The following is a 26211-nucleotide window of genomic DNA, read 5'->3' as shown; positions in this document are numbered from 1 at the left end:
TGCCTGTCCTGACCTCTTCGCGGGCCTGAACAGGCGACGCAAAAAAGCCCGCCCGATCTGAGAATCGGACGGGCCCTGTTCAACCAGGCTGGGGATCAGCCAAGCACTTCGCTGGCCACCTGATCCACCGCGCCCTTGGTGATGTCGACGATCAGGTCGGCTTCTTCCTCGGTCAAAATCAACGGCGGCGCAAAGCCGAGAATGTCGCCGTGAGGCATCGCCCGGGCAATCATGCCGCGCTCGAGACAGGCCGCCGAAACTTTCGGGCCGACCTTCAAGGCGGCGTCGAACGGCGTGCGCTGCTCGCGATCGGCCATGAACTCGACGGCGGCAAGCATGCCGTCACCGCGCACCTCACCCACCAGCGGATGGCCTTCCAGGGTTTCGCGCAACCGGCGGTTCAGGTAGCTGCCTACTTTCTCGGCGTTGGCGGTGAGGTTTTCCCGCTCCAGAATATCGAGGTTGGCCAAAGCCGCGGCGGCGCAGATCGGGTGACCGGAGTACGTCCAGCCATGGCCCATCGCACCTTGTGATTCAGAGGCTTTTTCGATTACGTCCCATACTTTTTCGCCGACGATCACTGCCGACAATGGTGCATAGGCGCTCGTCAGCCCCTTGGCGGTGGTGATCAAGTCCGGCTGCATGCCGTAACGCTGGCTGCCCATCTTCGAACCCAGCCGACCGAACGCGCACACCACTTCATCGGCGATCAGCAATACGTCGTATTTGTTGAGCACCGCTTGAATCGCCGCCCAATAACCCGCCGGAGGAACGATGATGCCGCCGGTGCCCATCAACGGCTCGCCGATGAACGCGGCCACGGTGTCCGGCCCTTCGGCGAGGATCATTTTCTCCAGTTCGTCGGCGCAATAGCGCACGAACGCCGCTTCATCCATGCCGGCCGGCGCCTTGCGATACCAGTGCGGGCAAACGGTGTGTTTGACGCCTTCGGCCGGCAGGTCGAAGTGCTGATGAAAAGTCGGCAGGCCGGTGAGGCTGCCGGTCATGATGCCCGAGCCGTGATAACCGCGATCGCGGGAGATGATTTTCTTCTTCTGCGGGCGACCCAATACGTTGTTGTAGTAACGCACCAGTTTGATCTGGGTTTCGTTGGCGTCAGACCCGGACAGACCGTAATAGACCTTTTTCATGCCCTGCGGCGCCCAGTCCATGATGCGGCTGGACAATTCGATGATCGCCTCGGTCGAATGCCCCACATAGGTGTGGTAATACGCCAGCTCCTTGGCCTGCTTGTAGATCGCATCGGCGACTTCGGTACGGCCGTAGCCGATGTTCACGCAGTACAGGCCGGCGAAGGCATCGATGAAGTCGCGGCCCTCGTGGTCGCGGATGCGAATGCCCGACGCACTCTTGATGATGCGTCCCTTGAGCGCGCCGCTGGCGTGGTCATGGGCGTGGGTCGAGGGATGCATGAAGTGCGCGCGGTCTTGTTCGAACAGGGTATCGAGTTCTTGGTTCATGACATGTCTCCTTAGAACTGGCCTTGATGGTGCAGGCAAAAGTATTTGGTTTCGACAAAGGCTTCGAAGCCCTCGGTGCCGCCTTCGCGGCCCAGACCCGAGGCTTTCATGCCACCGAACGGAATTGGATGGCCGGTAAACTTGACGCCGTTGACCGCGACCATGGCGTGGTCGAGTCGGCGAATCAGCGGGTAGATCAGGTCCAGGCGATTGGAGCAAATGTAGGCGGCCAAACCGTATTCGGTGTCGTTGGCCATTTCGATGGCGTGCTCAAGGGTGTCAAAAGGCATCACCCCCGCAATCGGCGCGAAATTCTCTTCGCGGTAGATGCGCATCTGCGGGGTGACATCCGCGAGCACCGTCGGCTGGTAGAACAATCCCCCCAGGGCGTGAGCCTCGCCGCCGACCAAGCGTTGTGCACCGAGTTGAAGGGCGTCAGCCACACGCTCGGCCGTCACCTCGAAAGCGGCCCGGTGCATCAACGGGCCGATGTCGACAGGTTGTTCTTGATCGCCCACCAGGGCCGGACCGACCCGCAGCTCGCGAACCGCAGCGGCAAAGCGCTGGAGGAATTCCGGGTAAATCGAGCGCTGCACCATGATCCGGTTGGCCGCGCAGCAATCCTGACCCGAGGTCTGGAATTTGGCTTCTACGGCGACTTTCACCGCCAGCGCCAGATCGGCATCGGCGCAGACGATGAACGGCGCATTGCCGCCCAGTTCCAGCGAGACTTTCTTCACGTCCTGCGCTGCCGCTTGCAGCACCAACTTGCCGACGCGGGTCGAGCCGGTGAAGCTGACCGAACGCACGCGGCTGTCCTGCACCAGGGTTTGCATGGTCATCTGCGGCTCGCCCAGCACCACGTTGAACACGCCCGCCGGGAAGCCCGCCTCCTCCGCCAGTTGCGCCAGCGCCAATGCTGAAAAAGGCGTTTCATGGGCCGGTTTGATCACCACGGTGCAGCCAGCGGCCAGGGCGGCGGCCGCTTTGCGGGTGATCATGGCCGACGGGAAATTCCACGGTGTCAGCAGTGCACAGACGCCGACCGGCTCCTTGAGAGTGCCCAGATGTGCACCAGGAATGTGGCTGGGAATGTTTTGCCCATAAAGACGCCGTGCTTCCTCGGCGAACCAGGGAATGAAACTCGCGGCGTAAGCGATTTCCCCACGAGACTCGGCCAGCGGCTTGCCTTGTTCCTGACTGAGGATGCGCGCCAGGTCTTCCTGATGCTCAAGGATCAACGCCGCCCAGCGCCGCAAAATCGTCCCACGCGCATCGAGGCTTTGTTCGCGCCAGCCGGCAAAAGCCCGGTGCGCGGCATCGACAGCCGCGACAATCTGCGGCTGATCGAGCATCGGCACGTGGCCGATCAATTTCAGGTCGGCAGGGTTATGCACGGCGACACTGTGACCACTGTCGCTGTGGACCCAATGCCCATCGACGTAACACAGTGCCTTGAACAGCAGCGGATGTTTGTATGTCATGGCGGTTACTCCAAACCGTGTGCGTGGAACCATGCTAGGGCAGCTCGGCTCGGGTTATTGGGTGTTTGGCGGGGCTTGGCAGGCGGTTTTTTCTGATTGAACAGCGCAAAACCGAAGATTTTGCGGTGACCCTTAACGAACACTGTTCTTTCAGTCAGACAAGCAGTCATGTGGGAGCGAGCCAGCTCGCGAAAGCGGCGTGTCAGTCAACGTGAGCAAGCCCTCTCCCACACGGATCTGTCGTGTTCAGGGCTCTTGTGCCAGCTCCGCTGGCAAGGCGCCGGCGGTCTTGATGGTCTTGGTCACGATGTAGGTGAAGTAACGCTCGATGCCCAGATCGTCGAGCAGCAGCTGGTCGATAAACCGCTGGTAGTGATCGATGTCCGGCGCCTGGATCATCGCCATGTAATCCACCCCGCCACCGGTGGCGTAACAGAACGCCACTTCAGCCGCCTCGCACATGCGTTGCTCGAACCGGCGCATATCCTGTGCGGTGTGTCGGGCCAGGGTGATTTCGACCAGGACCTGCTGACTTTTGAATACCGCGTTCCAGTCAATCTGCGCCCGGTAGCCCTTGATCAACCCAAGCGCTTCCAGTTTGCGCACGCGCTCCCAGGCCGGGGTCACCGATAGATTGATCGCGTCGGCCAGGCTCGACTTGGTGATCCGCCCGTCTTCGGCAAGGATTCGCAGGATTTTCAGGTCGTAGCGATCAAGCTTGTGCATGGGCCGAGGAACTCCTGTGCCATTGGGACCTTGTGGGAGCTGACGTGACCGCTCCCACAAGGATTGTGTTACGCCAATACTTCGGCGATGACTGCCACGGTGTCACCGCACTGCACCAACCCGGGGAAATGCCGCGCCGCCAGTAAACCGCTGCGGGCCGCACGATATTCCACCGGGGCAACACCGCTGCGGGTGGCGTCATAAACCCGGGCAATCACCTCGCCCTTGCTCACGTTGTCACCCAGATCGCGACACATTTCCAGCAAGCCGTCATGTTCGCTGGCAATGAAGCAATCAGCATCCGGCATGTCGAGCATGATCGACGCAGCGGTCTGGACCTCGCCTTCGAGAATCCCGGCATGCACCAGCAGATTGCGCACCCCGCGCTCGGCGATCGCCACACTGCGTGCGCTGGACGAACCACCGCCACCCAGTTCGGTGGTGACGAAAACTTTGCCCTGTCGCTCGGCGGCTGTGTCGTACATCGCCCCCGCATCCAGCTCCAGCATGCGCATGCTGTAGGGGGCATTGAACGCGCGCATGCCGGCTTCGCATCGGGCTTGCTGGTGTTTATCGGGCAGCACATGACTCGCGGCGAACGGCAGGAAATCCAGGGTGCGGCCGCCGGAATGAATGTCCAGCACGATATCGGCCAAAGGCAACAAGGTCCGGTTGAAGTAATCGGCGATTTTCTCGGTCACCGTGCCGTCCGGCTTGCCGGGAAAACTGCGATTCAGGTTGCCCTTGTCGATGGGCGACGTGCGCCGTCCGGCGTGGAACGCCGGGGTATTCATGAACGGGACGATGATCACCCGCCCGCTCACTTCACCAGCCGTCAACCCCTGCGCCAGTTTGCTCAGCGCAACCGGGCCTTCGTATTCGTCGCCGTGGTTACCGCCGGTCAGCAGCGCCGTCGGTCCCTGACCACGCTGAATCACCGTCAGCGGAATCATCACCGCGCCCCAGGCCGAGTCGTCCCGCGAATACGGAAGTTTGAGAAACCCGTGCTGCACGCCTTCGCGGGCGAAATCCACCGTGGCGCTGATCGGGTTATCAGGCAATTCGCTCATGGCTCAATCCTTCACGAACAGTTGGCGTGGCACGTTGCATAACGTTTCGACACCGGTCTCGGTGATCAAAATGCTCTCGGTGATTTCCAGCCCCCAATCGTCCATCCACAGGCCCGGCATGAAGTGGAAGGTCATGCCCGGTTGCAACACGCTGGTGTCGCCGGGACGCAAGCTCATGGTGCGCTCGCCCCAATCCGGCGGATAACTGATCCCGATCGGATAACCGCAACGGCTGTCCTTGTGGATGCCGAACTTCTCCAGCACTTTGAAAAACGCGACGGCAATGTCACCCGTGGTGTTCCCTGGCTTGGCCGCTTCGAGCCCGGCGGCGATGCCTTCGACCACGGCTTTTTCGCCGTCGAGGAAATGCTGCGGCGGTTTGCCCAGGTAAATGGTGCGCGACAACGGGCAGTGATATCGCTTGTAGCAACCGGCAATTTCGAAGAACGTGCCGGCGCCCTTTTCGAATGGCGTGTCGTCCCAGGTCAGGTGCGGCGCGCTGGCATCGGCGCCGGTCGGCAACAGCGGCACGATGGCCGGGTAATCACCGCCATGACCGTCGGCGCCGAGAATGCCGCTGCTGTAGATCTCGGCCACCAGTTCGTTTTTGCGCATGCCCGGCTCAATGCGTTCAAGGATCCGCGCGTGCATGTTTTCAACGATGCGCGCGGCGATGCGCATGTAGGCGATTTCCTGGGGCGACTTGATCGCCCGCTGCCAGTTCACCAGCCCGACCGCGTCGATCAGCGTGGCCTTTGGCAGGTGTTTCTTCAGCGACAGATAGGCGGCGGCGCTGAAGTAATAGTTGTCCATTTCCACGCCAATGGTCAGCGCGTCCCAGCCGCGAGCGCTGATGACTTCGCGCGACAGGTAATCCATTGGATGGCGTTCCCGGGACTGCACATAAATGTCCGGGTACCCGATGATGTTTTCATGCTGCATGAACACGGTGCGCTTGGCGCCGTTGGCATCTTGCCCGCGCCCGAACCAGACCGGCTCGCCGTCGAGCGCCAGCAACACACATTGATGGACGTAAAACGACCAACCGTCATAGCCGGTCAGCCAGGCCATGTTCGATGGATCAGTGACCAGCAGCAACTCGATGCCCTGAACCTGCATGGCCGCTCGAACCCTGGCCAGACGCTGGGCGTATTCCTCCCGTTCGAACGGGAGATTGACGACTATCTGAGACATGCACATGCCCTCTGATAAATGACGCACGGATGAAAAAACGGCTTAGCTGCCGAACTGGAAACCCTTGCCGGCCGAGCGCGCACGCTCGAAGGCCAGATTGGCGATGGCGGTGTCTTGAGCGCCGGTACCGGTGAGGTCACACACGGTGATCTGTGCCGCATCGGTGCGGCCGGGACGTTGCCCGGCCAGCACCTGACCCAACTCGACCAGGCGCGATTCATCGGCCATGACGCCGGCCGCCAAGGCGTGATGCAATTCACCGAGGAGGCGGGTCTGGCTCAAGCGATCAGCCACGTAGAGGTCGGCCTGCGCCAACGCCCGGGGCGAAATTTCGTTTTTGTGTTCGGCGTCGGAGCCCATGGCAGTGATGTGCAGGCCGGGATGCAAATGGCGCGCTTCAATCAAGGGTTCACGACTGGGCGTGCAAGTGATCGCAATGTCCGCGTCGGCCATGGCCTCTTCGATACTCGCGCAAGGCGTCACCGCCAGACCGCTGCTGCGCGCCAGTTCTGCACTGAAGCTGTTTGCCTTGGCGCTGTCACGCGCCCAGACGCGCACCGATTCAATCGGACGCACCAGGCGCAAGGCCTGCAACTGCAGCGCGGCCTGCTCGCCGGCCCCGATCAGCGCAACGTTGCGACTGTCGGGCCGCGACAGGGCCCGCGCCGCCACCGCACCCGCCGCCGCAGTGCGCACGGCCGTCAGGTAACCGTTATCCAGCAACAAGGCCTCCAGCAAACCGGTGCGCGCCGACAACAGCATCATCATGCCGTTGAGGCTCGGCAGGCCGAGTGCCGGGTTATCGAAAAAGCCCGGACTGACCTTGATCGCAAAACGCTCCAGACCCGGCAGATACGCGGTCTTCACGTCCACTTCGCCGTTGTGCTCCGGGATGTCCAGACGCAGGATCGGCGGCATTGCCACGGCGGCCGTGGCCAGCAGCACAAAGGCTTGCTCGATGGCTTCGATACTCGGCAAATCCAGCGCCACACAGGCGCGCAAATCCGCTTCGCTCAATAAAGTAATGTCACTCATCAACGCAGCGCTCCAATCGGATGGTTATTGTTGTGGGGTTCACGCATCGGCTCCGGCGAGCACGCGTAAATGCTGATCGACATCGACGTTACGGCCGCTGACCACCACCACGATCGGCCCGCGCGGCTCAATCAAGCCGTCGAGCAACGCGGCAATGCCGACCGCCGCCGCGCCTTCGAGCACCAGACGCTCTTCGCGGTAGGCATGGCGGATGGCATTGGCGATAGAGGCTTCGCTGAGCAAATGCAGGTGGTCGCACAGGTTGCGGGTCATGTTGAAGGTGTAACGATTGTCCAGACCGATGCCGCCGCCGAGCGAATCGGCCAGGGTCGGCAACTCTTCGACTTCGACCGGATGCCCGGCTTCAAGGCTGGCGTGCATTGCCGCGCCGCGCTGCATGCTGATGCCGTGAGTGACGATGTGTGGATTGGCGCTTTTGATCGCCAGTACCACGCCGGCAAACAGACCGCCGCCGGATAACGGCACCAGCACTTGCGCCACCTCTGGCTGCTGCTCGAGGATTTCCAGCCCGAGGGTGCCTTGCCCCGCGATGATCGCCGGGTGGTCGAAGGGCGGCAGCAATGTCGCGCCCTGCTCGCTGGCAATCCGTTCGGCTTCGCGCTGGGCATCGTCCTGAGAGTGACCGACGATGCACACCTCGGCCCCCAGATCCCGAATGGCCTGCACCTTGTTCGCCGGCACCAGGCGCGACAGGCAAATGGTCGCCCTCACACCTTGCCGGGACGCGGCATACGCCAGCGCCCGACCGTGATTGCCGGTCGAGGCGGCCACCACGCCACGGGCCTTTTGCTCGACATCAAGCTGCGCCACGGCATTGCTGGCGCCACGCAACTTGAAGCTGCCGGTCAGTTGCAGGGATTCGAGCTTGAGAAACACCGCCACACCCAAGCGCTGCGAGAGGCTGGGTGAATACTCCATGGGCGTTCGCCGAACCAACGATTCGATCCGCTGGCGAGCGAGGTAAATATCGTTCAATTGCAGTGCTGACATGACCGCATCCCAACCGAGGTGTTGGGCGCAGTCTAAGAGGGCTGGATTGTCGCGATGAATGTACTAGGGCAATTTAGCCGACAAACTTTTCGCGAACTTTTTCTCGCTCAAAAGTCATGGATCTGCGGGTACTGGCCGAAGATCTCGCGCATGCCGATCAGCGCAACACGCATTTCTTCATCACTGCATTCGGCGCCCACACAGACCCGCACCGCTCGCGGCCGAGGCGTGCCGCGCACGGTGAACGGGTCAGGTGAAGTGACGGCAATGTGTTTGTGGCGCAATGCCCGGACCAGGCTGTCGATTTCCCAATGGGGCGGAATTCCGATCCAGGCGTTCAAGGCATAGGGGTGCTGGGCGATCAGGTATTCGTCCAGATACTCAGTGACCAGCGCCTGGCGGCCCGCCAGGAGTTTGCGCTGCAGGCCCACCAGGGTGTCGGCGCGACCATCACGAATCCAGCGCGCCGCGATCTCGGACACCATGGGCGTGGCCATCCAGCTGTTGACCCGCAAGATACTCTCGGTGCGCAGCGCCAGCCGCTTGGGCACGACCAGATAACCGATGCGCAAACCGGTGAGCACCGACTTGGTCATGCTGGTGCAATAGAATGACAGCTCCGGCAGGTAATGACTGATCGGCGGCGCGCGTCGCTCATCGAGCAACGGGCCGTACACATCGTCTTCAATGATGTGCACCCCGAAGCGCCGGGCGATCTCGGCGATTTCACGCCGGCGGCTATCCGGCATCAGGCTGGTGGTGGGGTTGTTCAGGTTCGGTGTACAGACCAGCGCGGTGATGCGCTCGTTACTGCACATGTCTTCAAAATGCTCGGGGTCAATGCCGTAACGGTCCATCTCCAGGCCTTTGAGGGTAAACCCCAGCACCTGGGAATTGCCGATCACACCGTGGTCGGTGACGCCCTCGCACAGCACCACATCGTCCGGGCCGGCCAAGGAAGCCAGCGCGAGAAAGATGCCGTGGGCCGCGCCGTTGGTGATCAGGATGTCGTCACGCTCGACCCGTAACCCTTGTCGCCCGATCCAGTGCATGGCCGCTTCCCGGTGCGATTCGAACCCGGCAATCGGACGAAATGCATGAATCCACGGCTGATCCTCTTCGGTGCTGAGTTCGCGGCAGGTCTCGCGCCAGAACTGGTCATGCTCACGGGTGTGCATGATCCGGGTGATGGAAAAATCCACCAGGGCCCGCTCGGGGCTGTCGAGAATATAGGTGGCGACCCGATCGCTCATGCGTCGCGACACAAAGCTGCCGCGCCCGACTTCGCAACGCACCAGGCCCTGGCGCTCCAGCTCCTTATAGGCGTTGGTGACCGTCTGCACGCTGATGCCCATCGCATCGGCGACGTGCCGTTGCGGCGGCAGGCGCTGATCGTTGGCCAACACGCCTTGCTCGATGTCGTCGGCGATGGCCTGCACCAGGATCTTGTATTTGGACTCACCGCTACGGGCGACGTCCAATGCTGCTTTCCACTTATCCATCGGCGCTAAAACCCGCGTAGGTGCCAGTGCGCACAGCATCCCGCGAGAATACATGCAAAGCAATTGTCCTAGTGCAATGCCACGATGCCTGAGGCTTTTGTATGCTCGGTTCAAGGTCGATGCCCGGGCACGTTTCAAGCCCCTACAACAAAACCAATCGACCTGTATCGGAACTGCGTCACGCGTCATGGATCAGTCCTTATACGTTTTGCTCTTGTCACACTGCCTCCTACCACAGAGCCGTCACAGACGGGTCCACAAGAAACAGGAGATTTTATCGATGAGCAATTTCCCCACCCGCACCCCCCATGTTTTGCGTCGTCTGTTCGTGGCGTGTGCCTTGTTCGGCCTGGCCGCCAGCGCCCACGCCGCCAATACGCTGGAAACCGTCAAACAGAACAGCAGCATTCGCATCGGTTACGCCAACGAAACCCCTTTCGCCTATACCGAAACCGACGGCAAGGTTACCGGCGAATCGCCGGAAATCGCCAAAGCGATCTTCGAGAAGATGGGCATCAAGAAAGTCGACGGCGTGTTGACCGAATGGGGCTCCTTGATCCCGGGACTGCGCGCGGGGCGATTCGACGTGATTGCCGCCGGCATGTACATCACCCCGGCTCGTTGCAAGCAGGTGCTGTTTACTGATCCGCAGTACCAGCTGCCGGACGCCCTGCTCACGGCCAAAGGCAACCCGAAGAACCTGCACAGCTATGAAGACATCGCCAAGAACCCTGATGTGAAGCTGGCGATCATGGCCGGCACGGTGAACCTGGCCTATGCGCGTGACTCCGGCGTGAAGGATGCGCAAATCCTTCAGGTGCCGGACACCACCGCGCAGCTGCAAGCCGTGCGCGCCGGCCGTGCCGACGCGGCAGTGGGCACGCAACTGACCATGAAAGGCCTGGCCGCCAAGGGCGGCGAGAAAGTCGAAGCCGTCACTGAGTTCAAGGACGATCCGTCGCACATCGGCTACGGCGCCCTCGCTTTCCGCCCGGAAGACAAGGACCTGCGTGATGCGGTCAACGCCGAGATGAAAAAGTGGCTGGGCTCCGAAGAGCACCTCAAGGCGGTCGCCCCTTTCGGCTTCGACAAATCCAACGTGACAAGCAAAACGGCTGCCGAGCTCTGCGCTCAATAGTCGAAACAGGCATGGCGCCACGGCGCGATGCCTATTTCCCCTGCTTACTCCGGATGGCCAGGTTGAATCATGGGTGAATTACTTCCGCTGTTGATACAAGGCGCCTGGGTAACCCTCCAGGTGACATTCTTCGGCTCGCTGCTGGCGATTGTCGCCGCCATTCTGGCGGCACTCGGGCGCATGTCGCCATGGCGGGCACTGCGCTGGTTTTCGATTGCTTACATTGAAGTGTTCCGCGGCACGTCGTTGCTGGTGCAATTGTTCTGGCTGTTTTTTGTGCTGCCGTTGCCGCCGTTCAATATTGAGCTGAGCCCCTACAGCGTGGCCATTGTCGGCCTCGGCCTGCACATCGGCGCTTACGGCGCCGAGGTGATGCGCGGCGCGATCAGCTCGGTCGCCAAAGGTCAGTACGAAGCGTCCACGGCGCTGAACTTCAGCGGCTACAAACGCTTTCGGCGGATCATCCTGCCGCAGGCCTTACTTGCGGCCATCCCACCCGGCACCAACCTGCTGATCGAATTGCTGAAAAACACCTCGCTGGTGTCGCTGATCACGTTGTCGGACCTGAGCTTTCGTGCCCGGCAACTCGATCAGGCAACCTTCCAGACCCTGGAAATCTTCAGCCTGGCGCTGGTGATCTACTTCGTCCTGGCGCAAGCCATCAATATCGGCATGCGCCAGATAGAGCGGCGTCTGGCTCGCGGGCGGATGCGTGGAGGTCTGTCATGACACTGTTCGACTGGACCTACGCCTGGCAAATCCTCCCCGATTTGCTGCGCGCTTCGCTCAACACCGTGGGGATTACCCTGATCGGTTTCCTGATCGCCATTGTCCTGGGGCTGTTCCTGGCGATTGGCCGACGCAGCCGCAGAGTCTGGTTGTCGTGGCCGGCGACCGGGGTGATCGAGTTCATCCGCAGCACGCCGCTGCTGATCCAGGTGTATTTCCTCTACTACGTGCTGCCCAATTACGGCGTCAGCATGACGGCCATGCAAGTCGGGATTCTCGGCATCGGCCTGCATTACGCCTGCTACATCGCCGAGGTGTATCGCGGTGGCCTCGACGCCGTGCCGCGAGCGCAATGGGAAGCGGTCACGGCGCTGAACATCGCGCCCTATAGCGCCTACCGCAACATCATCTTGCCCCAGGCCCTGCGGCCGATCCTGCCGCCATTGGGCAACTACCTGGTGGCGATGCTCAAGGACACACCGGTGCTGTCGGCGATTACCGTGGTGGAAATCATGCAACAGGCCAAAAACATCGGCTCCGAGAACTTCCGCTACCTGGAGCCGATCACCATGGTCGGTCTGTTTTTCCTCGCCCTGAGCATCGCCTTGGCTTATCTGGTACGGCGCCTTGAAGTGCGCCTGGAGCTACGCTAATGACTTCTCCACTCTCGACACCTACCGACCTTTCCCGGCGCAGCCATCCGTCACCGCTGCATCCGCAGGAGGCCACGGCCATGCATGAACCCAATCCGGTCAAGCCGATTGTCAGCTTCCAGGACGTCACCAAGAGTTACGGCAATTTCACCGTACTCGACCACCTGAACCTGGACGTTACGCCAGGGGAGAAAGTCGCGATCATCGGCCCCAGTGGCTCCGGCAAATCCACGCTGCTGCGGGTGTTGATGACGCTTGAGGGCATCGATGACGGACTGATCCGCATCGAGGATGACCTGCTGACCCACATGCCTAACCGCAATGGCGTGCTGGTACCGGCCAATGATCGGCATATCCGTCGCGTTCGCGGCAAGATCGGCATGGTGTTCCAGAGCTTCAACCTGTTCCCGCACATGACGGCGCTGCAAAACGTCATCGAAGCGCCGGTGCAGGTGCTCGGCATGAAACCGGCCGAAGCGCGGGAACGGGCGGCAGATTTGCTGGAACTGGTCGGGCTGGGCAGCAAACTGGGGCACTACCCTTCGCAACTGTCGGGCGGGCAGCAACAACGGGTCGCGATTGCCCGGGCATTGGCGATGCGGCCCAAGGTCATGCTGTTTGACGAAGTCACCTCGGCGCTCGACCCGGAATTGTGCGGCGAAGTGCTCAACGTGATCCGCAAACTCGGTGCCGAGCACAACCTGACCATGCTGATGGTCACACACCAGATGGGGTTTGCCCGGGAGTTCGCTGATCGCGTGTGCTTCTTCTACAAGGGCCAGATCCATGAACAAGGCACGCCGCAGCAGATCTTCGAGCACCCGCAACAGGAACGTACTTGCGCGTTTCTCAGCGCGGTAAAAGAAGCCAACTAGGAAAGTCGCGACAGGCCAAAACCAAATGTGGGAGCGAGCCTGCTCGCGAAAGGCGGCGTGTCAGCCCAACCTGATTGTTGTCTGACACGCCGCCTTCGCGAGCAGGCTCGCTCCCACAGTTTTTTATTGCGCAGATGTTACGGGTATTGCTGAACCGTACCTGGCTGTTGCTGACCACCGTACTGCTGACCCGGAATCGCCTTCAGGTTGACTTCAACGCGGCGGTTCTGCGCCCGGCCATTGACGTCGCCGTTGCTGGCAATCGGGTTATCCGGCCCGGCACCGCGCGCCGACAGGTTGGCGCCGCTGACACCTTGCGAGGTCAGGTAGGTCGCCACGCTCTGCGCACGACGTTGCGACAGGTCCATGTTGTGCTGGCGGCTGCCGGTGCTATCGGTGTAGCCGACGATTTCGATCTGGTTCTGGCTGAACTCCTTCAGCGAGCCGGCCAGATTGTTCAGCGGCTGATAGAAGCTGGAGGCGATATTTGCCGAATCGGTGGCAAACGTGATGTTGCCCGGCATGATCAGTTTGATCTGGTCACCCTGACGCTGCACCTCGACACCGGTGTTGGCCATGCTGGCCCGCAGCTTTTTCTCTTGCTGGTCAGCGTAGTAACCGTAACCGGCAGCGGAAGCACCCACGACGGCAGCGCCAATCAGCGCGCCCTTGCCCCGGTTATCATGACCGATGGCGGCACCAGCCAAGGCGCCAGCCAGAGCGCCGAGGCCACCGTATTTAGCGGTTTTGCTCATGCCCGTGGAGCCACTGTCAGCCTGGCCCTGGTTGTCATAAGGGTTAGGTGAGGCGCAGCCAGACAGCAAGGCCACAGCCGTAGCGACAATAATCAAACGCTGCTTGGTGAACATGAAGAGCTCCTACTTTTTGCATTCTGGGGTGCAACGTACAAAGGCAATGGACCTTTGCGGGTGTTGGATCGTTTTGGCCGACGAAAATTCCGTCGATTGCCTTCAAGCCCGCACAAACGGGTTCTCGCGCATTTCATCGCCCAAGCGCGTGTCCGGACCATGCCCGGTCACGACCGTTGCTTCTTCGTCGAGCGTATAGAGTCGCTGCTTGATCGACCGCACGATGGTCGCTTGATCGCCGCCCCACAAATCCGTACGCCCTACCCCGCGACGAAACAACGTGTCACCGGCAATCAGCAGCTTGGCCTCGGAAAACCAAAAGCTCATGGAACCCGGGGTATGACCCGGCGTATGCAACGCCACGCCGCAACCGCAAGCCAGCTCTTCATCATCGGCCAACCAGCGATCCGGCGACGGCACCGGCGTGTAAGGCACACCGAACATCTGGCATTGCATCTCCAGATTGTCCCAGAGGAACTGATCTTCTTTGTGCAGGTGCAGGGTCGCGCCGGTTTTCTCCTTGAGCTGACCGGAGGCCAGAAAGTGATCCAGGTGCGCATGGGTGTGGATGATGCTCACCACCTTCAGGCCCAAGGCATCGAGGCGCGCGAGGATCAGTTCGTGGTTGCCGCCCGGGTCGACGACGATGGCTTTTTTGGTGATCGGGTCGCCGATGATCGTGCAGTTGCACTGCAAAGGGCCGACAGGGAAGGTTTCGCGGATCAGGGTGGGCTGCTGGGACATCGGGGCATGCTCGGAAAACAGGGATGGGCAATTTTGGCACAAAACCGTATTCCGTCATTTAGCGGACCCGGTAGATCTTGAAAATGCGCTACTCCAGCACCCTTAACTCTTTAGCCCGCGCCACCGCCTGCGTCCTTCGCTCAACCCCAAGTTTGCTGTTGATGTGACTGGCGTGGGTCTTGACCGTGTGCAGCGAGATGAACAGCTGATCGCTGATTTCCTGGTTCGAGCACCCTTGGGCGATCAGGCGCAGGACGGCCAGTTCACGCGCGCTGAGCTGTTCTGTTGCGGGGGATACTTCCAGTGTGGGGCGAGCGGCCATGGCTGGTAGTTTTTCGGTCAGTTCCTGCGAAACGACTGTAGGAGCGCATAGTTGCAGTTGCCCGCGCAGCCAGTCCGGGTGTTCGGCCAGCAATCGGTCGAACGGTTGCAGGACGCCACCAGCTGCCGCTTCCAGTGCCTGGGCAAACGCCTTGCGCGCCTCGGGCTCACGCCCGACCGAAAGCAACAGGGTGATTTTCTGCGTCAGCGCCATCACGCTGAGCATTTGCCGTCCCGATTTCTGCCCATGCTCAAGCAGCGCGTTCAAACGCCCCTCGGCCAGCATCGGCTGCCCCTGGATCACTTCCAGCAAGGCTTGCTGCAATTCGATATGCAGCGGCAGCTGTGGATGGAATTCCGGCGGCGCTGCCGCGTGCTCGCCGTTGTAGGTCTGTCCCAATCGCGCCAGCCAGGCTTCGGCCAGATCGGTACGGCCCTGGGCCAGCCAGAGCTCGCATTTGACCAGGGTAATCATCGCCAGGTAGTAGATCGGCGGCACGTCCCAGATGTGCATCAGGCGTTCGGCTTCGGCGAGTTCGGCGAAGGCTTTGGCGAACTCGCCGCTGCTGCCCTCGAGCCGGGCGATCACGCAGTGGCCGATCAACACGCTGATATCGCGACAGGCTCGGGCTTCATTCAAACCGGCTTGTAGACGCACCCGCGCGGCTTGCGGCTGCAAGCGCACGGCCAGCAAAAAGCCCTCGTACAAGGTCAGGCGTGCACGCACGGCGTAAAGCCGTTGCGGGGATAACCCTTGCAGGCGTTGCAGCCCCTGACGGACCTCCTGCAACGAGCGCAGGATTTCCCCGCGCGCTTGCAGCACACGTGCGCGGTCGTAATGGGCCAGCGCTTCGAACAGTGGGTTGCCGACCCGTTGCGCCAATTCCAGCGATTCGCGGTTCAAGCTGCGTGCACGCCATAGGTCGCCGTCGGCGATCGCCAGGTTGGACAGCGTCGACAGACACATCAGCCGTTGCCCGTAGCGCTTGGCCGGCAGACTATCCAGCGCTTCGGTGCAGTAAAGTTGCGTGAGCGCGCGATTGCCGCGCCCCCGGGCGATGATGCCACTCAGGGCCAACCATTGCGCCAGCATGGACTTCTGCGCAGTGGCCGACGGGGCTGGCAGGAAACGACTCAAGTGCGCCGCCAGCTCCTCGGCAGCGTCCAGCTGACAGGCCAGTCCCAACGCCCAGCTGTAGAGCACAATCAGGCGCGGCGTGCTGATCAGCAGGCTGTCGGGCAAGTCCATCTTCCAGCGCAGCAGCATGCCGACATTCTGTTCGGCGAGCAGTTGTTCTTCAGAGAGGTTTTGCACCAGGTTCGCTGCAACGTCCAGGTGTCCGGCGCGCAGTGCCTGCTCCACCGCTTCGTCGAGCAACCCCTGCGCATTGAACCAGCGACAGGCGCGCAGATGCAGGCTGGCGGCCGGCACGATTGACTGGGCGGCGGGCCGGGTACGCAGCAGGTCGGAAAACAAATGGTGATAGCGATACCAGTGACCGTGCTCGTCCAGCGGCACCAGAAACACTTGGTGCGCCTGAAGGAAACGCAGGATTTCGGCACTGTCATGGGCCTCGCGGACCGCGTCGCAGAGCTCGCTGCAAAAACGTTCCTGAGGCGCGGTGTCGTACAGGAACGACTGCACTTCGGCGGGCAGGCAATCGATGACTTCTTCGAGCAGGTAATCGCGAATCAGCCCTTCTCCGCCGTGCAACGACTGCGGCAACGCACCGTCGGTACCGGCTTCGGACGCCGCCAGCAACCAGAAACGCAGGCCGGCGACCCAGCCTTCACTGCGCTGGATCAGGTTTTCCAGTGCCTCGCCACGCAATGAACTGCTGTGCCGATCGAGCAACGTGAGGGCTTCATCGTGGGTCAGTCGTAGGTCCTGCTCATGCAACTCAAGCAATTGCCGCGACAAGCGCAAACGCGCCAGATGCCAGTCCGGACGCTGTCGGCTGGTCACCATGACCAGCAAGCCATCGGGCAAATGATTGAGGAAAAACTGCAAACAACGATCCAGCACAGGACCCTGCGCCAGGTGATAGTCATCCAGCACCAGCAGCAAAGGTGTCATCGGCGAAAGGTGGATGGCCAGTTCATCGAGCAACCCGTCCAGCCATTCTTCGAAGGCGAAGGGCTGATGGCGCTGGCGCATTTTCAACAGACCCAGGGCCTGGCTGCCGAGCTTCGGAAAGTAATCCTGAAGACCTTCGAGCAACCGCTCTAGGAAACGCCCCGGATCGCTGTCTCGAGGACTCAACCCCAACCACAGACTGTGCCAATGGGCCGGCAGCCCCTGGCAGAACTCCACCGCCAGTGAGCTCTTGCCAAACCCGGCGGGTGCACTGACCAGCAACAGCCTGCCACCGAGGCCAGCACTCAGGCGCTCGCACAGGCGAGGCCGCAGCACATGGCCGTCGGGCAACGGGGGCCGAAAAAAGCGCCCGTCCAGTGCCGCGACGGCAACGCTTGCAGGGCCCGGGAGTGGGGACAGATCAGTCATGGCCGGCTCTTGTTTGAATTGCGGGTGGCGGCGTTGCAGATGTCCGCAGACTATCGGTAAACGAAGAGGGAATGAAGGTTATTGCTACAAATGGCTACAAAAAGAATACAAGCAGAAGTTGCGGGGCTTGAGATGGCGTTTTCCTGACAGCCCGTGTCGCGTCCATCGCGAGCAGGCTCGCTTCCACAGTTGACGGCGTTCTCATGGAAGAGCGCGTTACCTGTGGGAGTGAGCTTGCTCGCGATAGGCCGTCATCGACACTGAAGATTCACAGTGAGAAATCCGGGCAAAAAAAAAACGCCCCGAACCAGTCGGGGCGTTTTTCGAGGATGCGGCCTCTGTTCAGTGCAGGTTAACGAACCCCGTCCTGACGCAGCGCAGCGGGGGTGAAATCGCTGGTGGTCGCGGTGAAGCCGAAGTCATACGCCGACTTCTCTTCGTTCTTCATGCCCAGTGCCAGGTAACGGCCCGATTGCAGGTCGTACAAGGTTTCCAGGGCGTACCACGGCACTTGCTTGTCGTAGTAGTTCTCGGCGTGAGCTTCCGCCACTCGCCACAGTTGATTACGGCCGTCGTAGTGGTCGATCACCGCGGCTTGCCAGGTGTCTTCGTCGATGTAGAAGTCGCGCTTGGCGTAGATGTGACGCTGACCTTCCTTCAAGGTAGCCACCACATGCCAGACCCGGCGCAGCTCGTAGCGAGCCAGGTCCTGGTTGATGTGACCGGCCTTGATGATGTCGTCGTACTTCAGTTGCGGCGAATCGAGCTTGTAGCTGTCGGAGGCAATGTACATCTCTTTCTTGCCTTCGAGTTTCCAGTCGTAGCGATCCGGCGCACCGTTGTACATGTCCAGGTTGTCGGAGGTCCGCAGGCCGTCAGCCGCAGTACCCGGCCCGTCATAGGACACTTGTGGCGCACGACGCACGCGACGTTGACCGGCGTTGTAGACCCACGCCGAACGTGGCTCTTTAACCTGATCGAGGGTTTCGTGCACCAGCAGCACACCACCGGCCAGACGTGCCGGCGCGGTCACTTTCTGCTTGAAGTAGAACAGGATGTTGCCCGGATTCGCCGGATCGTAGTCCTTCATCTTGTCGCGGAACACGAACTGATCCTGGAAGTACACCAGGCTGTACGAACCGTTAGGTTGCGGCGTCGCCTGGGTCACCAGGCGGGTCACGCTGCCTCCGCGATAACGGGTGATGTGGTTCCAGATGACTTCAACGCCGGTCTTTGGAATCGGGAACGGTACGGCGGTTTCGAAGTTTTCCAGGCCGTTGCCGCCAGACACGAGGTTGGTGTTGGTGGCGTTTTTCTTGATGGAGGCGAACACGGCATCCGGCACGGTCGCGCCACGATGGGACGGGTAAACCGGCATTTTGAAGGTTTCCGGGTAGCGCTTGAACATCGCGTACTGGCCCGGAGCGAGCTTGTCTTTGTATTGGTCGACGTTCTGCGCAGTGATGGTGAACAGCGGTTTTTCACTGGCGAACGGGTCAGACAGGAAGCCTTTGCCGTCGACGGTGCCGGCGTTTTTCGCCATCGGTTTCCAGGCCGGGATCGAACCGTCAGCGTTGCCCGCCATCTCGGCGCCCATCGGCGTCAGGCTCTTGCCCAGTTTGTCCGCTTCGGCAGCAGGCACTGCCGCCATGACGCTGGTCGCCAGCAGCGAAAGCCCCAGAACTCCAGCGTGGAACAGACTCTTTGTTATTTTCATATGTGTGTTCGTCCTGAAAAAACAGTGCTTAGAAGTTCACGCCGAAGCTGAGCGCAACGAAGTCGCGGTCATCGACGGTGGTGTACTTGCCATCAAAGAAGTTGGTGTAGGCCAGGCTCGCGGTGTAGGTGTTCTGGTACTCGGCGTCGACGCCCAGGCTCACGGCTTTGCGACCTTCTTCGAAGTTGCCGCCAGGGCCAGGCGAGTAACCATCCACGTCGTGGGACCAGGCCACGTTCGGCTTGAGGTTCACACCGGCGAACACGTCGTTGTATTCCCAGATGGCGCGACCACGGTAGCCCCACGAAGTCGACGTGGTGAAGCCGTCACTGTTGCAGTTGCGGCTGCGGTTGTTGGTTGGAGTGCCTGGGCCGGCACCGTTGATGGTGCTGGTGTTGAGGGCCACACACGTATTCGCCCCGCCAGTGGCTGGCAATGCACCCGGACCGTAGACCGGATCGCGGCCATAACGGAGGTCGGAAGTGCTTTCCAGGCCGCCGACGTGAGTCACGCCCACTTCGCCCACCAGGGTCAGACGGCTTGCGCCCATGACCTGGTCAAAGAAGTGCGTCAGGGTGGTCTGGAATTGGGTGATTTCTTTACGACGATAGCCGTGCAGGTCTTGACCCGGGCCGGCAGAGAGCAGCGAAGCGTTACCCAGAGCACCGCCCAGAGGTCGTACACCGGCGAACAGAATGTCGGTGGAGTTGAGCTGCACCGGTGCGTTCGGACGGTAGCTCAGTTCACCGCTCCACGCCGTACCGGTAGGCAGGGTGGTAGAGAAGCTCAGGCCGTAGAGGCGAATGTCTTCAGGGTATTCGATGAAGTATTTCGAGTTACCTGCCACCAGCAGCGGCGCGAGTGCGGCGAACGGTCCTGGCAGAGAAGCCGCGGTGTTATAGACCGACTGCGGCGCACCCGTGGCGCTGAAGATCGGCGCACGGCTGTGGTAGTTCATGAAGTAGGCACCGAACTCGGTGTCCAGCGGCTCGAACATGTACTTGAGGGACGCGCCCCATTGGCCGCTGTCGCGAGCATCACGATCGCCGCCACGCTGGACCAGCACACCTTCCTCGTTGACATTGACGCCGTTGGCGGCCAATGGACCCAACGCCACGGCTGGAATCTGCGAACGCTTGTTCAGCACGCGAAGGTTGTCGGTGCAACCATCGGCAACGATGTCCGGCTGCGAGAAGAACGTGCCGCAGTTATCGACAACGGTCTGGTCCCATTCCAACTGGTAGAAGGCTTCTGCCGACAGGTTTTCGGTCAGGCTCTGGGACACATAGAACATGTTGACCGGGATCAGGCCTTCCTTGATCTCGGCACCCGGACGACGGAACGCAGACACGTCGATCGGGTTGATCGAGTTGATGCCGCCGCCGATGAAGGTACTTTCACCCCAGCTCACTACCTGCTTGCCCAGACGCACGGAACCCGGCTGATCGGCAACGGAGTAGTTGTGGTAGACGAAGGCGTCGAGGATTTGCCCGCCGGAGGACTTGGCGCCTTCCTTGCGGTTGTTGTCGCTGATGTCCTTGAACGGACGGCTTTCGTCCTTCAGTTCAAAGTCGTACCAGTATTTGCCACGGACGAAAACGCCAGTGTCGCCATATTTCAATTCAAGGTCATGGATGCCCTTGAAGATCTTCGAGAAGGTTTTCCCGCTTTCGAAGTTCAGGTGACCGTCATCAGAGGTCTGGGACAGGCCGCTGCCACCGTTGTTCACGCCAATGAGGTTCTTGTTGGCACTCTCGGTAGACCAGCTGGAACCGATCGAGAGGGAAGAATCGAACTGACCTTCGATTTCACCAACGTTGAAACTGACGCCGAATGCAGGCCCGGCGAGCGAAGAGGCGAGACTGACCGCCAGGGGCAATTTCGCCCGGCGCCAGAACGTGTTTACTGATGTCATCGACGCTACTCCATGTGCATTATTGTTATGGCAGTTAGCACTTCTAAAAACGTTGTGGATGACGGGGAGCCAAGGCGTCCCGAAGTCACTCCAAATTGCATCGCCCCGTTTTGTGCGTGCGCTCCGTTCTTAAAAATCCTTGAGCGGACTATAGCCAGCAGGTAGTAGAGCTTGATCCCTCTAAAGTGTGATTTGCAGCTGCCGGCCACTCTGGAACAGTCCTTTCGCCAGTCCGACACATGTCGGCATGCCAAGGATGGCTGAAAATTCGGATTTCACAAGCCAAGCGCTTGCTTGGTGGGGCTGGCGTGCCCTTTCGGGCACACCAGAAGGCGCTTAAAGCGTCGAGAGGAAGGTGCTGTTGTTGGCCTGCCATTCAGTGATGTCTAGGCGGATGCGCTTCTTGTCGAGTTTGCCGACACTGGTCTTGGGAATTTCAGTAACAAGGGCGATCTGGCTCGGGATCGCCCACTTGCTCAGGTGGCCCAACTCTACGAATGGCTTGAGGTGTTCCTTGAGCTCTTTAGCCCCGACCTCATGCCCTTCGCGGATCACCAGCAGCGCAAACGGGCGCTCGCCCCACTGTGGATCGGCGATGCCTACCACTGCTACTTCGCGTACCGCCACGTGACGGCTGATCAGATCTTCGAGGTCCAGGGACGAGATCCACTCGCCGCCGGTCTTGATCACGTCTTTGATGCGATCACGAATGTCGATCACGCCCATGCTGTCCAGCGTTGCCACGTCGCCGGTGTGCAGCCAGCCCCCGGCCCAGAGCTCGGCGCCCTTTTGCGGTTCGTTGAAGTAGCCCTCGGTGAGCCACGGCGCACGCAGCACCAGTTCGCCCTGAGTCTCGCCATCGGCGGGCAGGAAGTTGCCGTCGGTGTCGACGATCGCCGCCTCCACCAGTGGCCCCGGCACGCCGGCCTTGATGCGATACGTGGTGCGTTCGTCTTCGGTGCCGGCCATCAGCTCATCGTTGAGGTGGGCACAGGACACCAACGGCCCGGTTTCCGACATGCCATAAGCGGCGGTCAGCTGAATGCCCTTGGCCTTGGCCGCTTCGTACAGTGCACGGTTCAGCGCACTGCCGCCGATGACAATTTTCCAGCCGCCGAAATCGGTGCTCTGCGCCGCCTTGGAATTGAGGACCATCTGCAGGATGGTCGGCACGCAGTGGGAAAAGGTGACCTTCTCCTTGCGCCACAGCTCCACCAGGTACTCCGGGTCGTAACGGCCGGGATAAACCTGCTTGAGCCCGAGCATGGTCGCCACATACGGCAAGCCCCAGGCATGCACGTGGAACATCGGCGTGATCGGCATGTACACGTCGTTGGTGCCCAGCAGCCGCACGCTGTCGATGGCGCCCATGATGGTCGACACGCCCATGGTGTGCAGCACCAGTTGCCGGTGGGTGAAGTACACGCCTTTAGGGTTGCCGGTGGTACCGGTGGTGTAGAACGTGGTCGCGACCGAGTTTTCGTCGAAATCCTGGAAGTCGTACTGCGTGCTCGCGGCCGCCAGCAACTGCTCGTACTCGCCTACCAGGTTCGGCAAATCGGCGGTTTTTTCCGGCAGGTCTGTCAGAAGCAGGGTTTTCTCGACCGTGGTCAGGTGCCCGGCAATCGCCTGGTACAGCCCGACGAATTCGCTGTTGACCAGCACGAAGCGGTCCTCGGCGTGGTTCATGGTGTAGAGGATCTGTTCCGGTGACAGGCGCACGTTGATGGTGTGAATCACCGCGCCGATCATCGGGATGGCAAACATGCATTCCAGATACCGATGGCTATCCCAGTCCATCACCGCCACGGTATCGCCGGCCTTGACCCCGGCCGCCGTGAGCACGTTGGCCAGTCGCGCGACCCGCTCGATCAGGGTCGGATAGCTGTAGCGCAACTGGTCGCGGTAAATGATCTCGCGGGTTTTCTCGTAACGAGCGCCGGACATCAGCAGCCGTTTGATCAGCAACGGATACTGGTAAGCGCCTTCGGCTGGGGGGATAACGCGAGTCTGCAACATAAGAATCCCTTTTCTGACTGCACGGTGTTGGCTTCAAGAGGCAAACACTCTAGAACCCTTATACGCCGGCCAAATCAGCCAAAGGAATGATTTGCAGAGCCGTACAAATGCTAGCTTTGCGCCAGCATTTGCGGGAATTCGTTATCCAGGGCGCTGCGCGATCAATGCATCTCGGTAAAAGCGAGTTTGACGCCGATGGCGATCAGCACCACACCCATGGTCCGGTCGAACCAATGGCCCATCCGCGCAAAACCGGCGCGCACGCGCTGCTGGCTGAACAGCCGCGCCACCAGGCAGAACCACACGGCCGTCGCCGCCGCGAGATAGAGCCCGTAGCCTGCCTGTACCGCCAACGGCGTGTGCGGGTTGATCACCACGGTGAACAGCGACAAAAAGAACAGCGTGGCTTTGGGGTTCAGGCCGTTGGTCACGAAACCTGAGGTGAAGGCACCGCGCGGTGTGCGCTCGCCGGCTTCCTTGTGCAAGTCGTCGGTGACGGCTTTAGCCGGTTGCGCGCGCAAGGCCTTGTAGCCGATGTACAGCAGATACGCGGCAGCCGCCCATTTCAAGGCGTTGAACAGCACGATCGACTGCGACACGATCAGGCCGATGCCGAGCAATGAATAGCCGACGTGCAGGAAAATCGCCGTACCGACGCCCAGCGCGGTCCAGGTCCCGGCGCGACGGCCATGAGTCACGCTTTCACGCACCACCACGGCGAAATCCGGGCCGGGGCTGGCGACGGCGAGCAAGTGAATCAGGGCAACGGTCAAGAACTCTGTCCAGTACATGGGGGCTCCTTTGGGGTAGATCGATCAAAATGAAATTCACAGGTCAACGCCAACCCTTGTGGGAGCGAGCCTGCTCGCGATGCGATCTGACATTCAACAAAGGTGTTGAATGTTAATGCCCCATCGCGAGCAGGCTCGCTCCCACAGGTTTCGCACCTGGCCTGCAATGCGTAACTATATGTTTCATCTGGTAGGCTCGGCAGATTACGCCTTCAGTTCACCGCACAAAAGGTACAGTTGATGACGAACTCTCGCCGCGCCGTTTTCCTCGACCACCCTTCCCTGGACCTGGGCGACCTCGATCTCAGCCCGTTGCGCGACTGCTTTGACGACTTGCAGCTGTTCGCACAGACCACGCCGGAGCAGGTGATCGAACGCCTCAAGGGCGCCACCGTGGCCATCAGCAACAAGATTCTGATCGACGCCAACGCCATCGCCGCCAGCCCTGATCTGAAGCTGATCCTGATCACCGCTACCGGCACCAACAACGTCGACCTCGCGGCCGCTCGTGCCCACGACATCACGGTCTGCAACTGCCAGGGCTACGGCACACCGTCGGTGGCGCAGCACACGATCATGTTGCTGCTCAACCTGGCCACGCGCCTGGCGGACTATCAGAAAGCCGTGGGTGAAGGCCGCTGGCAGCAAGCGAAACAGTTCTGCCTGCTGGATTACCCGATTGTCGAACTCGAGGGCAAAACCCTCGGCCTGCTCGGCCATGGCGAACTGGGCGGCGCCGTCGCACGGCTGGCCGAAGCCTTCGGCATGCGTGTGTTGCTGGGACAGATTCCGGGGCGTCCTGCCCGGCCGGATCGCTTGCCGCTGGATGAACTGCTGCCGCAAATCGATGCGCTGACCCTGCACTGCCCACTCAACGAACACACCCGCCACTTCATTGGTGCCCGCGAACTGGCCTCGATGAAACCCGGCGCGTTCGTGGTCAACACCGCACGCGGTGGCTTGATCGATGAACAGGCACTGGCCGATGCCTTGCGCAACGGTCATCTGGGCGGCGCGGCGACCGATGTGCTGAGCGTCGAACCACCAACCGCCGGCAATCCGTTGCTGGCCCACGATATTCCACGGCTGATCGTCACGCCGCACAACGCCTGGGGCAGTCGCGAGGCGCGGCAAAGGATCGTCGGTCAGTTGACCGAAAACGCGCAGGGATACTTCAGCGGTAAAGCGCTGCGGGTCGTCAGTTGATAGACTGCGGCACTTTTTTTCACAGGAGCAGTTATGGATCCGCGCAGTGAAGTACTGCTTCGTCAGGCCGACTTATTTCAGGGTTCGGTGCTGCTGGCCGGTTTGCCCGCCGACGACTTGCTCGGCCGTCTACCCGACGCCCATGGCTGGTGCTGGCATGCCGGTGATCAAGCGGCGCTGGAGGCGCGTTTTGCCGAGCGCAGCCATTTTGGTGTGACCGCACCCGAGCGTGAGTTCGAGACGGCGGTGGTGTTTTTACCCAAGTCCAAGGACCTGACCGATTACATTCTCAACGCCCTCGCCTCTCGCCTGGCCGGTCGCGAGTTGTACCTGGTGGGTGAAAAACGCAGCGGCATCGAAGGCGCGGCCAAGCAACTGAACCCGTTCGGCAAGCCACGCAAGCTCGACAGCGCGCGGCATTGCCAGCTCTGGCTGGTTACTGTGGCCAACGCGCCAGAAGCCAAGTCGCTGGAAAGCCTGGCCCAGACCTATGAACTGCCGCTGGCCGAAGGTCCGCTGAAAGTCATCAGCCTGCCGGGCGTGTTCAGCCACGGCCGGCTGGATCGCGGCAGCGCATTGCTGCTGGAACACTTGGACAAGTTGCCGAGCGGCCACTTGCTCGACTTCGGTTGCGGTGCCGGTGTACTGGGCGCGGCGGTGAAACGTCGTTATCCGCACAATCAGGTGACGTTGCTTGACGTGGACGCCTTCGCTGCCGCCAGCAGCCGTATGACGCTGGCTGCCAATGGCCTGGAAGCGGACGTGATTACCGGTGACGGCATTGACGCGGCACCGATGGGTTTAAGTGCAATTCTGAGCAATCCACCGTTCCATGTCGGCGTTCACACCGACTACTTCGCCACCGAGAACTTGCTGCGAAAAGCAGCCAAACATCTGAAAAACGGCGGCGAACTGCGCTTGGTTGCGAACAGCTTCCTGAAGTATCAGCCGCTGATCGAAGAGCACTTGGGCGTGTGCGCGATCAAGGCCGAAGGACAGGGTTTCAGAATTTATCGGGCCAAACGAGGCTGAAAAATAAGTGCTTGCCTAACGGGTTTTGCCTAGGCAGAATCCGCTCCGTCCTAGGGGAGTAGTCTCCCACGAGCGCCATGCTCGTCCGGCATACGTCAACATACTTGGTCAACAGACCATGGCGTATGCGACCCAAGCGTCCGCATCAGACGGATCGCAGGGTTTGACAAGACCTATGACACGAACACCTTAC

21 protein-coding genes and 1 riboswitch are annotated in these 26211 nt (G+C 60.9%); of the genes, 6 read left to right on the top strand and 15 right to left on the bottom strand.

Annotated elements, in window-relative coordinates:
• Positions 1–95: 95 nt before the first annotated feature.
• From BLU63_RS15990 to ehuR, 8 genes are all read right to left on the bottom strand, one after another.
• Positions 96–1481, bottom strand: coding sequence for an aspartate aminotransferase family protein (locus tag BLU63_RS15990; protein WP_083375772.1), 1386 nt, complete (start codon positions 1479–1481; stop codon positions 96–98).
• An 11-nt stretch (positions 1482–1492) separates the two neighbouring features.
• Entirely contained in the window at positions 1493–2965 is a 1473-nt protein-coding gene (locus BLU63_RS15985) for an NAD-dependent succinate-semialdehyde dehydrogenase (RefSeq protein WP_010458172.1), read from the bottom strand.
• Positions 2966–3211: 246 nt separating this feature from the next.
• Entirely contained in the window at positions 3212–3691 is a 480-nt protein-coding gene (locus tag BLU63_RS15980; RefSeq protein ID WP_083375771.1) for an Lrp/AsnC family transcriptional regulator, read from the bottom strand.
• A gap of 68 nt (positions 3692–3759) precedes the next feature.
• Entirely contained in the window at positions 3760–4761 is a 1002-nt protein-coding gene (gene doeB / locus BLU63_RS15975; RefSeq protein ID WP_083375770.1) for a N(2)-acetyl-L-2,4-diaminobutanoate deacetylase DoeB, read from the bottom strand.
• 3 nt (positions 4762–4764) lie between these two features.
• Positions 4765–5955: an ectoine hydrolase DoeA gene (gene doeA / locus BLU63_RS15970; protein ID WP_083375769.1), complete on the bottom strand. Its 1191-nt coding sequence runs from the start codon at positions 5953–5955 to the stop codon at positions 4765–4767.
• Positions 5956–5997: 42 nt separating this feature from the next.
• On the bottom strand, positions 5998–6990 hold the full coding sequence (locus BLU63_RS15965) for a cyclodeaminase (RefSeq protein ID WP_083375768.1): 993 nt from the start codon (positions 6988–6990) through the stop codon (positions 5998–6000).
• 39 nt (positions 6991–7029) lie between these two features.
• Positions 7030–8001, bottom strand: a complete 972-nt coding sequence (gene eutB, locus BLU63_RS15960) for a hydroxyectoine utilization dehydratase EutB (protein WP_083375767.1) — start codon at positions 7999–8001, stop codon at positions 7030–7032.
• A 107-nt stretch (positions 8002–8108) separates the two neighbouring features.
• Positions 8109–9503 (bottom strand): MocR-like ectoine utilization transcription factor EhuR, encoded by a 1395-nt coding sequence (ehuR, locus tag BLU63_RS15955; protein WP_042932568.1) that lies wholly within the window; start codon positions 9501–9503, stop codon positions 8109–8111.
• Between the two features lie 280 nt (positions 9504–9783).
• On the opposite strand from ehuR, the gene ehuB reads away from it, so the two are divergent.
• The 4 genes from ehuB (at position 9784) to ehuA (ending at position 12898) form a co-directional block, all read left to right on the top strand.
• A complete protein-coding gene (gene ehuB, locus BLU63_RS15950) occupies positions 9784–10641 on the top strand; it encodes an ectoine/hydroxyectoine ABC transporter substrate-binding protein EhuB (protein WP_010458186.1) in 858 nt (285 codons plus the stop codon).
• A gap of 69 nt (positions 10642–10710) precedes the next feature.
• The gene (ehuC, locus tag BLU63_RS15945) at positions 10711–11370 is read left to right on the top strand and encodes an ectoine/hydroxyectoine ABC transporter permease subunit EhuC (protein WP_010458187.1); all 660 of its coding nucleotides are present in this window, start codon (positions 10711–10713) and stop codon (positions 11368–11370) included.
• Complete coding sequence (ehuD, locus tag BLU63_RS15940) at positions 11367–12023, top strand: ectoine/hydroxyectoine ABC transporter permease subunit EhuD (protein ID WP_010458188.1); 657 nt, start codon at positions 11367–11369, stop codon at positions 12021–12023. Before ehuC ends, ehuD begins: the two co-directional genes overlap by 4 nt.
• A gap of 80 nt (positions 12024–12103) precedes the next feature.
• The gene (gene ehuA, locus BLU63_RS15935; protein ID WP_010458189.1) at positions 12104–12898 is read left to right on the top strand and encodes an ectoine/hydroxyectoine ABC transporter ATP-binding protein EhuA; all 795 of its coding nucleotides are present in this window, start codon (positions 12104–12106) and stop codon (positions 12896–12898) included.
• A gap of 137 nt (positions 12899–13035) precedes the next feature.
• Here the strand turns inward: ehuA and BLU63_RS15930 are convergent, their stop codons facing one another.
• The 7 genes from BLU63_RS15930 to BLU63_RS15900 all read right to left on the bottom strand — a co-directional run bounded on the left by BLU63_RS15930 (position 13036) and on the right by BLU63_RS15900 (position 23780).
• On the bottom strand, positions 13036–13767 hold the full coding sequence (locus BLU63_RS15930; protein WP_010458190.1) for an OmpA family protein: 732 nt from the start codon (positions 13765–13767) through the stop codon (positions 13036–13038).
• Between the two features lie 102 nt (positions 13768–13869).
• Positions 13870–14511, bottom strand: coding sequence for an MBL fold metallo-hydrolase (locus BLU63_RS15925; protein WP_010458191.1), 642 nt, complete (start codon positions 14509–14511; stop codon positions 13870–13872).
• An 88-nt stretch (positions 14512–14599) separates the two neighbouring features.
• Positions 14600–17338, bottom strand: a complete 2739-nt coding sequence (locus tag BLU63_RS15920) for a LuxR C-terminal-related transcriptional regulator (RefSeq protein ID WP_083375766.1) — start codon at positions 17336–17338, stop codon at positions 14600–14602.
• Positions 17339–17690: 352 nt separating this feature from the next.
• Positions 17691–19055 carry a DUF1329 domain-containing protein gene (locus BLU63_RS15915; protein ID WP_010458193.1) on the bottom strand — a complete coding sequence of 455 codons (1365 nt, stop codon included), beginning with the start codon at positions 19053–19055 and terminating at the stop codon, positions 17691–17693.
• A gap of 28 nt (positions 19056–19083) precedes the next feature.
• Positions 19084–20970 carry a DUF1302 domain-containing protein gene (locus BLU63_RS15910; protein ID WP_010458194.1) on the bottom strand — a complete coding sequence of 629 codons (1887 nt, stop codon included), beginning with the start codon at positions 20968–20970 and terminating at the stop codon, positions 19084–19086.
• Positions 20971–21306: 336 nt separating this feature from the next.
• The gene (locus BLU63_RS15905) at positions 21307–22989 is read right to left on the bottom strand and encodes a fatty acid--CoA ligase (RefSeq protein WP_083375765.1); all 1683 of its coding nucleotides are present in this window, start codon (positions 22987–22989) and stop codon (positions 21307–21309) included.
• Positions 22990–23150: 161 nt separating this feature from the next.
• Entirely contained in the window at positions 23151–23780 is a 630-nt protein-coding gene (locus tag BLU63_RS15900) for a LysE family translocator (RefSeq protein WP_083375764.1), read from the bottom strand.
• A gap of 240 nt (positions 23781–24020) precedes the next feature.
• On the opposite strand from BLU63_RS15900, the gene BLU63_RS15895 reads away from it, so the two are divergent.
• Positions 24021–24986 (top strand): 2-hydroxyacid dehydrogenase, encoded by a 966-nt coding sequence (locus BLU63_RS15895; protein WP_083375763.1) that lies wholly within the window; start codon positions 24021–24023, stop codon positions 24984–24986.
• A 33-nt stretch (positions 24987–25019) separates the two neighbouring features.
• Positions 25020–26018, top strand: a complete 999-nt coding sequence (locus BLU63_RS15890; RefSeq protein WP_010458199.1) for a class I SAM-dependent methyltransferase — start codon at positions 25020–25022, stop codon at positions 26016–26018.
• 40 nt (positions 26019–26058) lie between these two features.
• A riboswitch (yybP-ykoY riboswitch) is annotated at positions 26059–26183 on the top strand.
• Positions 26184–26211 lie beyond the last annotated feature (28 nt).

It is taken from the genome of Pseudomonas mandelii (assembly GCF_900106065.1).
In the GTDB taxonomy this organism is placed as follows: Bacteria; Pseudomonadota; Gammaproteobacteria; order Pseudomonadales; family Pseudomonadaceae; genus Aquipseudomonas; species Aquipseudomonas mandelii.
Note: the sequence above shows the minus strand (reverse complement) of the source record. Positions and strands in the feature narration are given on the sequence as shown.

What these genes read in the sequence shown, in the direction of transcription:
- BLU63_RS15990 (WP_083375772.1), bottom strand. Translation starts at nt 1,481, where the DNA reads ATGAACCAAGAACTCGATACCCTGTTCGAACAAGACCGCGCGCACTTC.
- BLU63_RS15985 (WP_010458172.1), bottom strand. Translation starts at nt 2,965, where the DNA reads ATGACATACAAACATCCGCTGCTGTTCAAGGCACTGTGTTACGTCGAT.
- BLU63_RS15980 (WP_083375771.1), bottom strand. Translation starts at nt 3,691, where the DNA reads ATGCACAAGCTTGATCGCTACGACCTGAAAATCCTGCGAATCCTTGCC.
- doeB (WP_083375770.1), bottom strand. Translation starts at nt 4,761, where the DNA reads ATGAGCGAATTGCCTGATAACCCGATCAGCGCCACGGTGGATTTCGCC.
- doeA (WP_083375769.1), bottom strand. Translation starts at nt 5,955, where the DNA reads ATGTCTCAGATAGTCGTCAATCTCCCGTTCGAACGGGAGGAATACGCC.
- BLU63_RS15965 (WP_083375768.1), bottom strand. Translation starts at nt 6,990, where the DNA reads ATGAGTGACATTACTTTATTGAGCGAAGCGGATTTGCGCGCCTGTGTG.
- eutB (WP_083375767.1), bottom strand. Translation starts at nt 8,001, where the DNA reads ATGTCAGCACTGCAATTGAACGATATTTACCTCGCTCGCCAGCGGATC.
- ehuR (WP_042932568.1), bottom strand. Translation starts at nt 9,503, where the DNA reads ATGGATAAGTGGAAAGCAGCATTGGACGTCGCCCGTAGCGGTGAGTCC.
- ehuB (WP_010458186.1), top strand. Translation starts at nt 9,784, where the DNA reads ATGAGCAATTTCCCCACCCGCACCCCCCATGTTTTGCGTCGTCTGTTC.
- ehuC (WP_010458187.1), top strand. Translation starts at nt 10,711, where the DNA reads ATGGGTGAATTACTTCCGCTGTTGATACAAGGCGCCTGGGTAACCCTC.
- ehuD (WP_010458188.1), top strand. Translation starts at nt 11,367, where the DNA reads ATGACACTGTTCGACTGGACCTACGCCTGGCAAATCCTCCCCGATTTG.
- ehuA (WP_010458189.1), top strand. Translation starts at nt 12,104, where the DNA reads ATGCATGAACCCAATCCGGTCAAGCCGATTGTCAGCTTCCAGGACGTC.
- BLU63_RS15930 (WP_010458190.1), bottom strand. Translation starts at nt 13,767, where the DNA reads ATGTTCACCAAGCAGCGTTTGATTATTGTCGCTACGGCTGTGGCCTTG.
- BLU63_RS15925 (WP_010458191.1), bottom strand. Translation starts at nt 14,511, where the DNA reads ATGTCCCAGCAGCCCACCCTGATCCGCGAAACCTTCCCTGTCGGCCCT.
- BLU63_RS15920 (WP_083375766.1), bottom strand. Translation starts at nt 17,338, where the DNA reads ATGACTGATCTGTCCCCACTCCCGGGCCCTGCAAGCGTTGCCGTCGCG.
- BLU63_RS15915 (WP_010458193.1), bottom strand. Translation starts at nt 19,055, where the DNA reads ATGAAAATAACAAAGAGTCTGTTCCACGCTGGAGTTCTGGGGCTTTCG.
- BLU63_RS15910 (WP_010458194.1), bottom strand. Translation starts at nt 20,970, where the DNA reads ATGACATCAGTAAACACGTTCTGGCGCCGGGCGAAATTGCCCCTGGCG.
- BLU63_RS15905 (WP_083375765.1), bottom strand. Translation starts at nt 22,989, where the DNA reads ATGTTGCAGACTCGCGTTATCCCCCCAGCCGAAGGCGCTTACCAGTAT.
- BLU63_RS15900 (WP_083375764.1), bottom strand. Translation starts at nt 23,780, where the DNA reads ATGTACTGGACAGAGTTCTTGACCGTTGCCCTGATTCACTTGCTCGCC.
- BLU63_RS15895 (WP_083375763.1), top strand. Translation starts at nt 24,021, where the DNA reads ATGACGAACTCTCGCCGCGCCGTTTTCCTCGACCACCCTTCCCTGGAC.
- BLU63_RS15890 (WP_010458199.1), top strand. Translation starts at nt 25,020, where the DNA reads ATGGATCCGCGCAGTGAAGTACTGCTTCGTCAGGCCGACTTATTTCAG.